This window comes from Lentzea sp. NPDC036955, from assembly GCF_055608005.1.
Map to the genome: position 1 here is coordinate 40,731 of NZ_JBVJRC010000011.1, position 14,973 is coordinate 55,703.

A 14,973-nucleotide genomic window follows, 5' to 3' on the forward strand; every position below is an offset into this window, starting at 1 on the left:
CTACGTCGACCGTGACCCCCGTCGCCGTCGCGCAGAGCCGGTTGCTGCTGGCCGGCAACGACCGCACCGCCGTCGTGAACGCCGACATCACCGATGCCGACGAGGTGCTCGGCGCCGAGCACGCCCGGCTGCTCGACTTCGGCACGCCGATCGGGCTGCTGGCCGTCACCATCGGCCACTACATCGCCCCTGAAGCCGACCCCGTGGCACTGTTCGCCCGCTACCGCGAGGCGCTGCCCGCGGGCAGTCTCCTCGCACTCACCCACCTCACGAATGACTTCGACTTCGTCCGCGGTGAGGAGATCGTCAGCACGATGCAGACCAGCCGCGACCATGTGTACCCGCGGACACGTGACGACGTGCTGGCCTTGTTCGGCGGCTACGAGCTGGTCGAGCCAGGCCTGGTCACCACCTCACGCTGGCGACCTGAGGATGAACCGGGCAGCGCGCAGGGCGCCGGGAAGGACATCGAGCAGGACGGCCTGTACGCCGGTGTCGGGCGGCGACGTCCATGACCGACGCTCTACGGCCGCTGCGGGGTGCCGAGCGCTGCTGGATCGCTGCCCGGCTGGCCACACTGTTCGCGCAGGACGGCAGCTCCATCCACGAGCTCGCCGCCGCGATCGACCGCCGGCAGTGCACCGTGCGGAACCTGTTGATCGATGCCGGTGTCGAGGCCTACACCACCACCGCGTGCCTCGGCCCCTCGCAGACCGCGGCGCCGCCGAACTCGCCCAGCGCTGGCGGGCCAGCTGCAGCATCGAGGTGCTGAGCGACGACACCGGCATTGACCCCCGACGGGTGCAGGCCCTGCTGCGGCAGGCAGGCGCCCCCGGTTCCCCGGCGCGGCACCAGCGATGTCGACCGTACGCCCGACATCGTCCAGCGCCACAACGCCGGCGCCAGCCTGCACCAGATCGCCGCCGACCTCGGCACCAACTACGGCACCATCCGCAGGCTCCTGATCCGTGCGGGCCAGCTCCCTACTCGACCTGCACCTCGACACAGGCCTCATCACGCCGATGGGCCGACGTTCATCGGCGCCGTGACTCAGTCAGGAACGACATCATGACCACCACGCTGTCCCCGCTCGCCGGCGAGATCTTCAGCGCCCTCACCAGCATGCCCGACATCTCCCTCGACGTGCCGCACGACCTCGTCCGGCACGTCGTCGGCGACCGCGGCGACACCGAGCAGGTCATCACCGAGTGGCACGACGCCGGTTTGATCTTGCACCGCGGCGAGCACCACCTCCAGCTCGCCATGATCACGGTGCCCGCGTCGGCCTGCTCCTCCGCCTACCACGCTGTCATCGAGTGGTACACGATCCGGGCAGCGATGGCGGACAAGGCCACCCAGCCACATGACCAGCGCCTCTACTCCACGCGCGGCACCGCGGGCCCACCTCACGGATCCGCCGCAGACGCCACCAGCTGGTACGCCGGGCACCGCGAGCGACTGTCGACCATGCTCGAGGCCGCCTTCGAAGCCGGCTGGACCGACCTCGTGCAGCGGCTCGCCGAGTCGATGTGGGCGCTCGATCGGTGGACCTCGCACCCGACCGGCCTGCTCACGCTGGCCTATGCCAACGTCACCATGTACCACCTGCCCCGCGACCAGTACCGGTTGCACCAGGCGATGACCTACAGCCGCATCGCGGACGCCATGACCACCCTGGGATCCTCCTCCGACGACGCGCTCAAGTGCGCCGAGCAGGCTCTGGAGCTCGCACGCCAGAGCGACGACCGTCGACTCCAGACCTCCTGCCTGCTCAGCCTCGGCCGCGCTCTCCGCGCAACAGGGTGGCCCCGCGCCGCGCTGGACTGCCTCGGGCAGGCGCGGACCCTCGCCACCGAGCTCGGTGACCCCCGTCTCGCCGCCCTGGTGTTCAGGCGCATCGGCGAGGTCCACCTCGACCTGCGCGACACCGACGCGGCACTGCGCGTCCTGACGACCGCCGCCGACCTCATGGCCACCGCGGGCGACGCCGCGGGCCATGCCCGCATCACCACGGTCCTTGGCCGCGCGCTGCTCGCGGCCGGACGACCTCAGCCCGCCTACGACGCCGTGTCCGCCACGCTGCAGGTCCTCGCCTCCTGCGGCTGCCATCGCTGGGCAGCCGAAGCTCACGAGGTCTGCGGACACGCCGCCGAGCACACCAGTGCTAACGCCCACCACCACTACGAGCAGGCCGCCCAGGCCTACGCGGCGGCTGGCAACCCGAGTTCCGCGACGACGATGCGTGCCACGGCGACCGGCTCGACGCCGCACGGCGCTGTCCGTAGAGCGCCGTAGCCGTTGCTGCGAGGTCCACATGCTTATAGCGCAACGGAAGGCAGACAGGCGGCCTACAGCCGCCACTGTGGGTTCGGCTGCGGCCGAGGGCACCACGCCGAACAATCCGTTCCTTCTCCCCTGCCCACATCACCGATTTCAGCGAGGACACACAGATGCGCACCAACCCCCGCCGCGTGCTGGCGGCGCTCGCCGAGGATCCGACCCGGGAGCTGTACGGGCTGGAGATCACCGAGGCCACCGGCGGTGTCGGCACCGGCGGACTGCTACCCGGCACGACGTGGCCCATCCTGGTCCGTTTCCTGCACGAGGGATGGATCACCAGCCGAGCTGTCACCGGGCCCGATCCGACCGCGCCGTGCCGCTACTACTACCGCATCACCGCGGCGGGGTTGACCCAGGCGTCGCGGGTGTTGCGTGCCGACATCGCACGCCGCCGGCACGCGGCCGCTTGGTCGCGGCGGATCCCGGTCGTGGCCTTCGTGATCTCGGCGCTTCGGATTGGCGGATCGGGAGTATCGCGGTGAGCGGCGGTGCCGACCGTGCCGCGTCGGGCGACCGTGCCTCAGCGGAGCTGGGGTGTGCGGTCAACCCCAGGCCACGCACCGGGCCCGTCCCACCGGTCCTGTGGTGACCACCCCGCGCACCTTCCCACCACACCATCGTCCGAGACCGTCGGAGACCTTCCGTGAGCACCACCGGCATGAGAACCGCGACAACATTCACCTCGCTCCCCCGCCCGGACGCGACCGGTGCTGCGGAGCGTCGCCATGACCTCACCTGAGCGGTCGCGATTGGCCCGGAACCGGCTCTCGCGCGAGCTCCGCCGGCTGCGCACCGAGGCCGGGATGACCGGCGCGGCCGTGGCACGCCTCACCGGGATGAGCCAGTCGAAGCTGTCCAAGATCGAGAACGGGATGCTCCTGCCGCCCGTGGCCGACGTCGAGCGCCTGGCGTCGGCGCTGGGCGCGACCACGCAGACGCGGGGCGAGCTGGTTGAGGTGATCCGCCGGTTGCACGCCGAGGCCGAGACGCGGCGTGTGATGCTGCACCGCAGCCCGCACCGCCAGCAGTATGCCGTGAGCCGCATCGAGGCCAGAGCGGGCATGAGCAGCTTCGTCGATATCGCGGGCGTGCCCGCGCCGGTGCAGACCGAGGCCTACCTGCGCGCGGTGCTCGGTGGTGTCCCCGCGTGCGAGTACGACTCCGCCGTCGCTGCGCTCAGGGCTCGCAGCGCCCGGATGGATGACCTCGGTAAGCGGTTCGTTCTCGTGCTGACCGAAAGTGCGCTGCGGTGGCGGGTGGGGTCGGCGGAGCTGATGTGCGAGCAGCTCGACCACTTGCGCCTGGTCGCGCGTCGCGTGAACGTGCGGCTCGGCGTGGTCCCCTGGACGGCCGAGGTGAACCTGGTGCCGCCGCACGGGTTTCAGGTCTACGACGACCGCGTGGTGACGCTGAGCATGCTGACCGGCACCGCCACCATCACCGACCCGCTGGACGTACGCGAGTACCTGGACCTGTTCAGCCGGCTGGACCGGCTGGCCCTGCGTGGGCAGGAGCTGGAGGACCTGCTGGAGCAGATTTCCAGCGATCACCGAGGGCTCGGCCTGGTCCCGGCCGGTTGACCACGCGCCGGCCGGGACCTACCCCGCCCTTATATCGCGTGGCGCATTTTTTGCCACACCGCCGCCATCTTCGCAGATCCCACCCAACTGAAAGGCAGGTTGCTCGATGGCCAACCTCCACCCGATGGCTCACCTCCAGAAGGGTGTCCGCATCACCGGCACCGACCGCGACAAGGTTGCCGCCGACCTGAAGACGAAGTACGAGACCGGCGCCAGCATCCGCGCGCTCGCCGAGTCCACTGGCCGGCCTACGGCTTCGTGCACCGCACACTCAGCGAGGCAGGTGTGCGCTTTCGCCCCCGCACCGGGTGAAGAAGACGTCCTGAACAGGACCGCAAGCTGCTGCGACAACGCGGCGCACCGGTGCGCGGCCTAAGCCGGGTGGAAGCCGCCGAACCTTGATGCGCGGGCCACGGCGAGCAGCGAGGCGAATGTCGCCGGTCACGGCAGCGCAGTCCGGCAGGGCGGTGTGCGCCAAGGCGGACGGCATCCAGTGCGAGTCGTGGCCGCAGCGACGACGCAGCTGCGCGCGGCCTTCCGGCTGTTTCACGCCGGCCAGGAGGCCGAGAGCTTGATCGCACTGCGCCGTCCGTCAGGTGCTCGCTGAGGACGAGCACCTGACGGACGCGGGAAGCGCGCAGGCGTGATCAGGCGCGAGATCGCCGTGTACCGCCCAGGAGATTAGGCAGGCCAAGAGCCTGATCATGGTGATCCAGGCCTGTGGCGACGCGGCGACGTTCGCGATGTCGCGGGAGGTCTCAGCGTGCGAACACCACGCTGCGCGACTGTGCCGCGATCATCGTGGCGTTCGGCAGCGGTACCGGTGCGCCAGCCGACGAGGTGGTGGCTGCAGCGCTGTCCATGCTCGGGAGCAGGGGATCGGCAGGCCGTTTGCTGAGGCCGTCGACACGGAGTAACCGGCTCTTGGATGGGCTGGTCACGAGCGTATGGAGCGTGCCGCGGCGGTGGTGGACCCGGTAAGGCATGCGGCCGGCGGAAGCCGCACAGCTCGGCTGTGTCGTGCGTCACTGGTGATCGACTAGCATCGCTGATTGTGACCATCGAGCCGCCTGAGGACGCCGACCCGATCGCGATGCTGGCGGCCGCGGTCGACACCGCGGTGGCCGCACTGGACGAGCAGGCCGACGAGGTGATCGACGAGGTGCTGAGGATCTTCGCCGCCTCGGTGTCCCCACTGCAGCAGGAGCTCGCCGCACGGGTGGCAGCGCTGCCGGGTGGCCCGGACAAGCCGATCGGCACGCTGGCCACGGCGATGGCGCACCTGCGCGACGCGTTCGGTTACCTCGGCATGGGCGAGGTCGACGCCGGCCGCGCCGAGCTGAGCAACGCCCAGCAGTGGCTTCGGCTGTTGACCACCGTGGCCGACGACAACGACGCGCTGCGCTGGCGGCCGTCATGACGGCACCACGGGTCGGCGGCCGGATTGTGTGAACCGGAATGCTTAGCGCAGCCACCGCCGTAGCCGACGCCGCGGCCTAGAGGCGTTGCGCCGCGACCGCGCGGTGCTCAAGGCTGCCTTCACCCTGTTCACTGGCTGGCGCGGCACCTACGGCCAGGCCGGTTCGGTGCGCGAGGCAGCGCAGATGTGGGCCAACGTCGTGGACTTAGCCACGCTGGAAGCGCTCTGAGGGAATGCGGTTCACAGCCATCTCGGGCTAGCCGGACCCTGGTGGGGTCGCCTCAGGGCGCGGTCGCTCTGGATCATCTGCTACGCGCGGTTGTCGGCTTCACGAGCTCGTCGACGGCGGTGATGGTGCGTGCGACGCCAGCGTCGCGCATCGCGCGGCCACGGTGCTGGCCGTTTTCGTACCGGGTTTTGCCCTTGTTTTCGTCGTGCTGCAGGGCGATCGGGTCAAGGAACAGGCTCTGCACCGCCTGCAGCTGCCATCCGGTGAGATCTTCGGCTTGTGCGGCCTCGGCCAGTTCGAACTGCCACTCGTCGGGGTCCGTGCCGGTCTGCGGGGTGGTGGCGAGCAGCCGCAGCGCCGCGGCATTGGCGGCTCGCCAGTCGCCGCGGTGATACCAGCAGCAACTCGACGGCGCCGGTGCAGGGCGCAGCCGGGCCAGTAGGTGCCGCCACCGGCGGAACCGCACGGGTGGCATGCAGTCCTTGGCGCGGAACGGCTCGTCCGGTGGCAGCGAGGCGACGGGCGTGGTGACGAACTTTGTGCGGTAGACCGGTTTCGGAGCTGGAGCGGGGCGTTCGCCGCGGTCCAGATCGACCTCGGTGCCGACGAGCCGGTGCAGATGGGCGGCGTTGATGGCGTCCCAGCGGGGTGCGGTCAGCGTGTAGCCGGGATTGGCGTCGAAGGCGACGAGCGCGAGCATGGTGGAGCGGTGCGCGTGCATGTTCTGCACCCACAGCGGCGGCTCGTCGCGCTCCGGGAAGTGGGTGCGCCAGACGCTGGCGGCGTACCGCTCCGCGCCGTTGATCAGCGAGCATCCCTCGCTGGTGGCGTCCTGGGTGGCGATCACGACCGGCCGCAGCCCGTCGCCGGTGTAGATCTGCAGGCGGAACGAGCCCAGCCGCCGGCTGCCGTCCATCACCTGGTGTACCGGCACGTTGAGCACGCGCGTACGCACGCCTGCGTCCTCGGCGAGCACCTGCCGGCGGCGACGTTGCGCACGGTCGGTCACGTCTGGGCTCCTTCATGTGCTGGTCGCCGTGGTTCGATCATGCCGTGTGGACCGCAGCGCGCCGGCCACGTCCGCGCTCGAGTCGTTCACCGAGTTCGTCGGCCGAGTTGTCCATCGCCCCGGTATGGGTCGTTGAAGCTCAGCGGCTGGCGGGCTTCCTTCCAGGTCCGGTCCGCCGGTTGCCTTGGGGCGACGGGGTGGTGCTGGCGCAGGATGGGTGCGGGCATCGGGCGTCCCGCCGCGCCGGGGCCATAGCGGTGCTGGAGCACCCTCGGCAGCCACCCCATGGAGTCGCGCGCATTCTGGGCAGCGGTCGGTGCCGACGTGCCGGGATCACGCCACAATCTGCGTGACGTGCATCGCTGATCGCACGCATCATTCGCGCATCGGAGATACTGCGCGATCTTCAGATAACGGTGTCCACACTGCGGCTGCCGTGTTGTGCCAGCGACAGCATCGACTTCATGCAGACGTGTGCGGTGCTCTGATCCATCGAAGCGTTACTGCCCCGGCGAGTGACCAGCGACTCCTGACGTGTCAGCGATGAGCTGTCTCGAACTCTTCGATCACGTTCTTGGGGATGCGTCCTCGATCAGAAAGCGAACGGCCACGGGTCCTCGCCCATTCCCGGATCGCTCTCGTCTGCTCCTTGGTGCGAGACTCGGCCACGATGGTATGGGTGACGTCCATGGCCTTCTTGCTCCGTCCTCGCGTTCGCCGGGCGCTGGATACAAAGTCAGCCAAAGCGGTGCGGAGCCTGGACGCGTTGTCGGGTTTGAGTTCCATCTCGTAGGTGACGCCGTCCAGGCCGAAGCTGACAGTCTCGACATTCTCAGCCACGGTGCCGTCTAGGTCGTCGATCAGCTGAACAAGCACTTTCTGCGCCATATCCGGTCTCCTTTGAGGTTTGGCTTGTGACTCTAGCAATATCTCTGTCGTTGCTCGGCGTATCAACACTGAATTCTTCGCGGAGTGGCGACGAGGTGATCCATGTGATGCTCGGGCGCCACATACTGCGCCAGGACGGCGAAGACCTCACATCGGCGATCGAACTCGCCTACGCCGCCGACCGGACTCACTACGCACTCGACCGCAGTGTCGTCGACGTGTTCGTCGCCGAACGCGCCTCGGTGCTGAGCGGTGAGCAAACCACTTCGCCACCGACGCTGTGGACCAAGCGCCTGCCTGCTTGGCTGATTTCCCAGTCCAGACACGAGGACACGACCACGAGCGGCCCCGACTTCGATGGTCAGGACAAGCCGGAAGCAGAACGCCCAGCACACGCACTCCACCGGGGTACGCGTCAGCCGAACGAGGCACGAAGCGACGTCGTGGCCACCGGAGCTTCCAGCAAGCCACGGTCAGCACAGGTTCGACAGCCGGTCTGAGTCAGGACGCAAGGCGAGGTCACGGTCCACCAGCACCGCCAGGGCGGCAGGTGCTGGCCGTGCCGGGTGGTCGCGGTACCAATCACGCAGCCAGGCCCGGACGTCGGCACGGTCGACCCGCAGACAGGCCGTGGACCTCATCGCGGGGAATGTATCGGCGAACTCGGCGCAGGGCAGGGCCGGTGATTCCATGGCGGTGGCCGAGGCCGCGTCGATCAGGATCGCCAGCGCGGTCGTTGCCCGGTCGGTGTTTGATGCGGTACCCCAGCCGTAGGTGGATCCACGGGGTGCCGACAGCCTGTTGATGTGGGTGGTGGCCTGGCTGTCCTCGGCTACTACCGCGATGACGTCAGTGGGGCTGAGCTCGGCGCGGTAGACCACAGCGGTGTCCGCTGTGTCGAGCAGGAAGGGGTCGATCGGCCGGCACACCTTGCACGGCTTCCACGATCGCCGTCGTCCGTTGCTGGGCATGGTCGAGGCGCGGGCTTCATGCACGGACATGCAGTGAATCCGATGACAGACTCCGACTTCGCCGTCACCGGGTGGAGGCCCGTAGGGGCGGTCCCACCACTCGCCACCCGGCTCCAGGTCGTCCCACGACACCACGACGCTGTCGTCGGCGAGAACGAGACGCTGTTGGCCGTCGTCACCGGCGTGCACGAACCGCTCCAGCGTAGGCGCGTGAGGCGTGGGCGCGGCCGCGATGTGTGTGCAGTCGCGCAAGTGCACCGCGGAGGTGGAGGTTACGTAGGGATAGGCGGTCGCCCCGGCCTGCCAGCGTTCGAGCGCACGCTGGTGATCGCGCTGATCTTGCGCGTAGACCCCCTCGTGTTCGGTGCAGCGCCGGCACGCGTCCCCGGTGTGCAGCAGAGGATTCACCTGCAACTGGACCCCCTCGACCAGGCCGAGGTCAATGAGCTCGTGAGTGACCCGTGTGTAGTCCCGTGCTGTGCACCAGCCCAGTGAGGCAAACTCCTCGGCGAGCTCACTGGTCAGCTTTCCCGCCATGCCGTGATTGCGATGCAGCCGTACCAGCACCGCCAGGTGAAGCGTCGTCGGCACCGAAGAGGTGAACAGCGACATAGTGTCGGGCACGTAGCCCGCCAACTGTCGATTGAAAGGCACGACCGCGCAGAGCTCCGCCACCCTTTTCCTCCCAGCGGAAGACGTTAGTGGCCAAATGTCTACCAAGAGCGTCGAGACGGCGAACACTGAGGTCCCTGGTCTCGCCGATGCGGGCAGGATGCTTGCGGCTTGACAGCCGGACCGGTCCAACGGCCTGCCTCAATCGCGCCTCCTGAGATCACATCCAGCAGCGCGAGACTGTGGTTTGTGCCTCAAGATGTGCGACCGCGTCGTCGATGTGCAGTCATGGCACACGAGCCCGTACTGCCTGCCCTTGACAGCCGCTCAGCAGTCGACCCGATCGATTGGGAGCTGACGATCTTACTGCTGGCGGGCTCGGAGAGCGACGGTTTGTACGAGGCGGCGCAGTGAGCACCGACCGTCACAAGAACTAAGGATCTCGCTCGTGGAGAATGTGTCATGGGGAGTGACTGAGGCTCTTCCAGGCGGGCTGGATGAATCCGAGGCCCTGGTGTTCCGTCAGAACGCCAAGGACGGATCAGCGCGAGTGCTGATCAGCGGTCTCTGGTTCGTGTGGCCGGACCGGGACGAGGTGCGGCGGCAGGTACCCGTTGCCGAGAAGGATGAGGGCGGTAGCCCAGCGGCCGGGAAGCCGTCTTTCCTCTGGCGGCGCAGCCACCTCAAGCCTGAAAGCTTCAGGAGTTCGATGTGGGAAGAGGTCACGCAGCCGCCTCCCCAGGCCCGTCATCTCGTGACGCGGTTCGCGCGTCGGTCAGTGTCAAGATCGCAAACGTAGAGACCAGACGGGTGTGATTGTTTGGATGGTCGGCGGCGGCAGGAACGCGGCTGGAGCCGGGGTGCTGACCTTGAGCGCAGACCTGGTGCCGAGCATCTGGCGAGGCGTGCGGGTCTGTCCCCTGCGGCGGATGCGTTCGCGGCCCACCGCGAACAGCGATCCGAACCCGACGAGACTGAGCAGGCTTGACGATGCGGCGCTGCGCGCGGCCGCCGAGTTCGGCCCGGCCACCGAGGAGCAGGCCGAGTACGCCGCCGGGCTGATGACCACGGTGCCCGCTACGGTGATGCGCGTAGTGCGCCGCTACACAAGCCGCAGGTCGCTTCCACAACGCGCCGCTGGTGCGCAGGCTGTTCGTCTGGGACGCCGGGTCCGAGGCGGTGGGCGAGGTCGGGGCTCTGCGTAGGTCGCCAGGCAAACGGAAGCTGACCAGAGGCTGGAGCTCCCGTTGCGGGCGCCTGTGGTCTGCCGACCGGCCCCGAAAGAGTCGAACCTCCCACTCGTTCGAGTGTTCATCCAACTGCAGGACCTAGTGCGCCTTCGGAAGCAACGAGCATGAAGTCTTCATGTTGGAGGCGGTGCCAGCCGAGAGGTCGAGGTGGGCGCGCTGCCTGGTACTCGGCAGGGACGGTCATGGGGCAGTACACCTCGGCGGAGGCGCTCGACGCGCGAATTGTGATCGAGGAAGTCTTCCATGTTCTGCGCAATGTCCCTGGCTTCCAGGGTTTGCGGCATCTCTGGATCGCTCACCTCCGTGAGTGGCCTAGCAAGGTAGCTCCCGTTGGTGAGCGCCAGATCCATGCCGCCACGCTGAGTTTGATCAGCCGTGCGGAGTGGCCAACTCACGAGGGCCGCGACCTGGGGCGAGAGCTGGCCAGATTCTACGACGCCGGATGGTGCAACCACACGATCGTTCACATGCTCGATCACAACCCGGATGGCACCCGCGTGCCTCCGTGGAACACCGGCACAGCCAGGCAAGCCTCCGGGCTCGTTAAGTACATCCGCCGGCGTTCCAAGGCCTGGAGCACGACGGAGCAGATGCCGGGCACAGGGACCGACCAGCCGATCCCCGCACCGGTCGCACCAGCGGTGAGCTTCGCCGACTGGGCGCTGCGAATGCACCAGGTCTATGGCGAGATTCTGCTGAGCGAACGGAACGAGGGGCCTGGCGCTCACCATGCAAAGGCGGCCGAGGCGAAGGCCCGACGTCGCCGTGTCCTTCCAACAGATCGGGTCAGGCAGCGTGGCGATCGCATGGCGAGCGCGATGGAGCTGGTCACGTCCCTGCTGTGGCAGGATGCGAGCGAACGCGGACGCGGTCGTGCCGTTCCTGTCAGGAGCCGCCACGACAGCAGCGATCTCCTGCCCTCAGGCAACGAGCTGGCGCTCTTGAGGGATGAGCGCGTGCTCGCAGCCCTGCGTGGGTGGGCGGGCACATCCGAGCGGAATCGCTCGCACGCCCAGGCTCTGCGCAGCGCGGTGGTCCACGCACGACGTGCCGGGCTGGCTGCTCAGCCCATCTCCTATTCGGAGGTCGCCAAACTCGCGTCCACCGTCAAGGGCATCGACGGCAGGCCCATCTCGTATGCCACCTTGCACCTTCTGCTGGAGCGCGCACGTTGAAGACTGCGCCAGCATCCGTGGCCTCACGGTGTGTTAGAGGTGGCGCTTGTGATGATTTGTACGGTCCACCGAGCCGAGGAGGAAATCCATCGACACGCCACCCCGCCACGACTTCGCGATCACCGGCGATGAGCTGACCGCGTGGCACGAGGCCGGGCACGCAGTCGCCTACCTGTGGTATGGCTGCGCGATACGGTACGTCACGCTGCGACCGCGCATGCCCGGCCTCGCGGGACGCTGTGTCGTACGCCCGCGGCGCACCGACTTGGACACTCTCGCGATCGTCGCCCACGCGGGTCCTCTCGCGCAGGCGCACTACATGCTGCGAACGCATCCCGGAGCGCGTGACGATGTAGAGGTGGCCGCGTACCTGCATGGCGGCCACGATGACCTGACTACGATCATCGACATCCGTCATCGCTACGGCCTTGGCCACCACCATCCCGACCCGTGGCAGTCCGCCGCCGCGCAGCTTGTCGACGCGCAGCGGCCCGTCATCGACCGGCTCGCCCGCGCCCTGATGACCCATCGCACTCTGTCGTCACTACAACTGCGCGACATCGTCAAGCTGCGTCACGCATCCAGCTTGTAGCGCTGGTGATGCCGGCCGGAACAGGCACCAGGGGATCACCCGTTCGTGGCGCGGGTCCGCTGCTAAGATCATGCGTAGCGGGTTGGTGCAGAACTAGCTATCTGCACCAACCCGCTTTTGCATCCAGGTCCCGCGTCGCGTCAAGCCCGCTGTCTCCGGCTGCAGCGCTGCTCGACCGCTTGGTACGGCAGATGGTCCTCGTGCTCCCCGGTCTGCCTGACCGGAAGTCACATGCACCTTCCAAGGCCGATGCCGACATTCGGCGCTGCCGTGGGCGACATCGCTTCTCCCGGCGAGAACACCTCCCCCGCCATGAGGGCAACGAGAGCGGCGTGTCGACCAGGTGCTTGAGCAGGGTGAACAGGAGGAACGGGCGCTCAACGCCGTAGGTGGCGACCGCGGTTGCCGGGTCGTGAAGATCTCCTGGACGCTGACATCGAAGGTGATCGACGTCCATGGCGCGGTGCGCAGAGCTGCTCGCGATCGCTGGCGCGGCGACTTCGAGCGCCTGCCCCGGTTGCTGGCCGCTTTTGAGCTGGACCTGCGGGTCTGGACCCGTGTGCACTGCGAACCGCCGGGACCTACGGACAGGGCCGTCGCCGGGTTGTCGCGGCACAGTCGTGTCAGGGCGCGTTCGACGAGCTCGGCGAACTCGCGGTCCCACCGCATGCGGCCGTAGATCGCCATGACGGTCTGGTCCACGCGTGCGGCGGCGGCCGGGAGGCTTCCGCCCCGCCACAGCAGCCGCAGGAACTTCTGCTGCGAGGTCAGCGGGAACGCCGCGTCGGCGAGCGTGCGGCGCCACTCGCGGGACTGCCGGGTGTGCTCGGCGCGGGCGTGCCGGGTGCGTTCGCCGTAGCGGTAGCGGGTGGAGGGTTTGAGGCTCATGGTCGCCCTTCGCGTTCCCACTGCTCGATCTCTCGTTCAGTGATCCGCCACCCGGCTGCCAGCAGGGCAAGCCCGGACACCAGGATTGTCGGCACGAGGACGGCGATCACGGTGCGGTCGTCGGTGAGGCGCAGGGTCACCGACATGGCGACCAGCATCACCACCGAGCACAGCGCCGGCCAGCCGAGTGTGCTCATGATCAGGTGCTGCCGCCGGGTCGTGCGTGCCCTCATCGCTCTCCCCCGCCGAGGTCGTGTGCGTGGCCTGGTCGCCGGGACGTCCGCGCGGTCAGGATGTCGTTGCGGGTCGCGACGACGTGCTCGCTGCGGTGCTTCAGCAGCGGCGTCACGCACTCGCAGGCCATCCGCGCCATGCCCGTGAGCGCGACGGCCAGGCTTTCCCGCGCGATCCGGCTGGCGGGCGTGTAGGTGCTGAGCAGCGGCTGTAGTGCTCGGGTCTGCCAGGGTTCGAACAGGTCGCGGCACGGTCCGGCGAACATGCGGGCAACCTGCATCGGGGGATAACCGGACCCGCGGCGGGTGCGCAGATCGTCGCGGGTCAGAGGCCAGATGGTGGCGATCAGGTCTGCCAGTGGCCGCGCGAGTTCTTCGCCGTGTGTGGCGACCAGGTCGCGGTGGATCGCACGTGCGGCGATCTCGCCCGCGAGCAGGACGATCCCGGCCGAATAGCTTCGATGCCCGCGTGCACGGCTGTGGGCATATGCCACCGCGAGCACCTGTGCCTGCAGGCCGAAGCGCTCAACGGTCTCGGCGGCGTCCCCGCAGTGAAGCTTGTAGGTGATCACGGCACTGGCTGCGCCGCGTTCCTGCACGCGCAAGTTCCTCGTGAGATCGTGGGGCGGGGCGACAGCGCCCAGCCACAGGACGCCGCCGTCATTGCGGTCGTTGTCCTGTTCGGCGGCCAGGACATGCCGGGCCTTGATCAGGTCGGCCGTCTTCGCCCGTGCCAGCATGAAGCGCGCGCCGGCGGTCATGCCTGGTCCCCGAAGCGGGGCACGACACCGGTACGGCGCAGCCGGTCGATCGCGGCTGCGATCGAGGCGTAGACCGCGATCACGGCAGCACGCTCCGCTGCCTGGCCCTGGTCATCGGTGGCGCTGAACGGGGTGCTGGGCTCGTCGGCGAGACGCAGCAGGTCGAGCTGCAACTGCGCGAGCCAGGCGTCGGGCCCGGCGGTCACGGCGAGGGGTTCGGGCCGCCAGGGTGTCGCGGGCCGGTCGTCGGTTTCCTGCTCCAGCGCTGCGAGGTAGCGGGTGAGGTTAGCGTCGTCGTCGAGGTCGCCGAACGTGGCGGCGTCGACCGTGCTGGGTGGCAGCAGCAGCTCGTCGGCGATGTTGCCGGCGATCCGGGTGGCGACGTGCTGCCAGACCCGCGCGGCCACGGCACTCCCGGCAGGCGCGTCCGGTTCGCCGGCTTGCGCGGCGAGGTGCCTGCCGTGCTCGATCAGGCCCTGTGCGAAGCCGCGGAGCACGTCGTGGTCGCCGGCCTTGAGCGCGGAGACGACGATGTTGCCCTGGGGCCGGATCCTGCGCAGCCGGTCGAGGCTGACGCCGGCCTGCTCGTGCATGGTCAGCGGGTCCACACCGACCGCGAGCGCGCCGAGGAACAACACCTCCTCGGTGTCGGCGACCTCCTGGCGGCGCAGGGCCCAGTCCTGCAGCGCGTCCAGAGCGGCGTCGGCGTCGGCGAACCACAGGGCGGGCTGGGCCTGAACGACATGATGGGTGGCCGAGGGCGGGTCGGTAGCGGTGTCCTTGGCCAGGATCTTCTTCAAGCCGTTGAAGGACACGCCGAGCTCGCTCGCCGCCCTGTTGATGTTGCCGCCGTGCGCGGCGACCAGTTCGGCCGCGGCTGCGGCCTCCACTCGCTGATACGCCGCGTGAGCGGCCCGGCTTGCCGCGCGGGCCTGGTCGAACCGCTTTCGCGGATCGGTGATCGACGCCAGCGCCTCGACCGACTTCCACATTCCGACGCTCCATTGGGGAAAGGTTGAGTCACA

At 68.6% G+C, this 14,973-nt stretch carries 17 protein-coding genes and 1 pseudogene; 11 read left to right on the top strand and 7 right to left on the bottom strand.

Annotation, left to right across the window (positions count from 1 at the left end):
- Nucleotides 1–11: 11 nt before the first annotated feature.
- The 8 genes and pseudogenes from ACZ7CF_RS33610 to ACZ7CF_RS33645 all read left to right on the top strand — a co-directional run bounded on the left by ACZ7CF_RS33610 (nt 12) and on the right by ACZ7CF_RS33645 (nt 5,569).
- Complete coding sequence (locus ACZ7CF_RS33610) at nt 12–515, top strand: SAM-dependent methyltransferase (protein WP_470371527.1); 504 nt, start codon at nt 12–14, stop codon at nt 513–515.
- Entirely contained in the window at nt 512–772 is a 261-nt protein-coding gene (locus ACZ7CF_RS33615) for a hypothetical protein (protein ID WP_470371528.1), read from the top strand. Before ACZ7CF_RS33610 ends, ACZ7CF_RS33615 begins: the two co-directional genes overlap by 4 nt.
- A gap of 296 nt (nt 773–1,068) precedes the next feature.
- Nucleotides 1,069–2,295: a tetratricopeptide repeat protein gene (locus ACZ7CF_RS33620; RefSeq protein ID WP_470371529.1), complete on the top strand. Its 1,227-nt coding sequence runs from the start codon at nt 1,069–1,071 to the stop codon at nt 2,293–2,295.
- A gap of 155 nt (nt 2,296–2,450) precedes the next feature.
- Complete coding sequence (locus ACZ7CF_RS33625) at nt 2,451–2,822, top strand: helix-turn-helix transcriptional regulator (protein ID WP_470371530.1); 372 nt, start codon at nt 2,451–2,453, stop codon at nt 2,820–2,822.
- Between the two features lie 243 nt (nt 2,823–3,065).
- Entirely contained in the window at nt 3,066–3,920 is an 855-nt protein-coding gene (locus tag ACZ7CF_RS33630) for a helix-turn-helix domain-containing protein (protein WP_470371531.1), read from the top strand.
- A 124-nt stretch (nt 3,921–4,044) separates the two neighbouring features.
- Nucleotides 4,045–4,232, top strand: a pseudogene (locus tag ACZ7CF_RS33635) (helix-turn-helix domain-containing protein).
- Between the two features lie 742 nt (nt 4,233–4,974).
- A complete protein-coding gene (locus ACZ7CF_RS33640; protein ID WP_470371532.1) occupies nt 4,975–5,340 on the top strand; it encodes a hypothetical protein in 366 nt (121 codons plus the stop codon).
- 85 nt (nt 5,341–5,425) lie between these two features.
- Nucleotides 5,426–5,569 (top strand): hypothetical protein, encoded by a 144-nt coding sequence (locus ACZ7CF_RS33645; protein WP_470371533.1) that lies wholly within the window; start codon nt 5,426–5,428, stop codon nt 5,567–5,569.
- Between the two features lie 73 nt (nt 5,570–5,642).
- On the opposite strand, the gene ACZ7CF_RS33650 is transcribed toward ACZ7CF_RS33645, so the two are convergent.
- The gene (locus tag ACZ7CF_RS33650; protein WP_470371534.1) at nt 5,643–6,578 is read right to left on the bottom strand and encodes a hypothetical protein; all 936 of its coding nucleotides are present in this window, start codon (nt 6,576–6,578) and stop codon (nt 5,643–5,645) included.
- Nucleotides 6,579–7,115: 537 nt separating this feature from the next.
- Entirely contained in the window at nt 7,116–7,466 is a 351-nt protein-coding gene (locus ACZ7CF_RS33655; protein ID WP_470371535.1) for a histone-like nucleoid-structuring protein Lsr2, read from the bottom strand.
- A 95-nt stretch (nt 7,467–7,561) separates the two neighbouring features.
- Between ACZ7CF_RS33655 and ACZ7CF_RS33660 the strand changes: the two genes are divergently transcribed.
- Entirely contained in the window at nt 7,562–7,966 is a 405-nt protein-coding gene (locus tag ACZ7CF_RS33660; protein WP_470371536.1) for a hypothetical protein, read from the top strand.
- On the opposite strand, the gene ACZ7CF_RS33665 is transcribed toward ACZ7CF_RS33660, so the two are convergent.
- A complete protein-coding gene (locus ACZ7CF_RS33665; RefSeq protein ID WP_470371537.1) occupies nt 7,940–9,112 on the bottom strand; it encodes a hypothetical protein in 1,173 nt (390 codons plus the stop codon). The two genes, ACZ7CF_RS33660 and ACZ7CF_RS33665, sit on opposite strands and share 27 nt — an antisense overlap.
- Nucleotides 9,113–9,830: 718 nt before the next feature.
- Nucleotides 9,831–10,118, bottom strand: a complete 288-nt coding sequence (locus ACZ7CF_RS33670; RefSeq protein WP_470371538.1) for a hypothetical protein — start codon at nt 10,116–10,118, stop codon at nt 9,831–9,833.
- Nucleotides 10,119–10,481: 363 nt separating this feature from the next.
- Between ACZ7CF_RS33670 and ACZ7CF_RS33675 the strand changes: the two genes are divergently transcribed.
- On the top strand, nt 10,482–11,474 hold the full coding sequence (locus tag ACZ7CF_RS33675) for a hypothetical protein (protein WP_470371539.1): 993 nt from the start codon (nt 10,482–10,484) through the stop codon (nt 11,472–11,474).
- Between the two features lie 358 nt (nt 11,475–11,832).
- The gene (locus ACZ7CF_RS33680) at nt 11,833–12,066 is read left to right on the top strand and encodes a hypothetical protein (RefSeq protein ID WP_470371540.1); all 234 of its coding nucleotides are present in this window, start codon (nt 11,833–11,835) and stop codon (nt 12,064–12,066) included.
- Nucleotides 12,067–12,950: 884 nt separating this feature from the next.
- Here the strand turns inward: ACZ7CF_RS33680 and ACZ7CF_RS33685 are convergent.
- The 3 genes from ACZ7CF_RS33685 to ACZ7CF_RS33695 are packed head-to-tail and all read right to left on the bottom strand — an operon-like array spanning nt 12,951 to nt 14,940.
- On the bottom strand, nt 12,951–13,187 hold the full coding sequence (locus ACZ7CF_RS33685) for a hypothetical protein (protein WP_470371541.1): 237 nt from the start codon (nt 13,185–13,187) through the stop codon (nt 12,951–12,953).
- Nucleotides 13,184–13,948 (bottom strand): hypothetical protein, encoded by a 765-nt coding sequence (locus tag ACZ7CF_RS33690; protein WP_470371542.1) that lies wholly within the window; start codon nt 13,946–13,948, stop codon nt 13,184–13,186. Before ACZ7CF_RS33690 ends, ACZ7CF_RS33685 begins: the two co-directional genes overlap by 4 nt.
- Nucleotides 13,945–14,940 carry a hypothetical protein gene (locus ACZ7CF_RS33695; protein WP_470371543.1) on the bottom strand — a complete coding sequence of 332 codons (996 nt, stop codon included), beginning with the start codon at nt 14,938–14,940 and terminating at the stop codon, nt 13,945–13,947. The genes ACZ7CF_RS33690 and ACZ7CF_RS33695 overlap by 4 nt, the downstream gene beginning before the upstream one ends.
- Between the last annotated feature and the right edge of the window lie 33 nt (nt 14,941–14,973).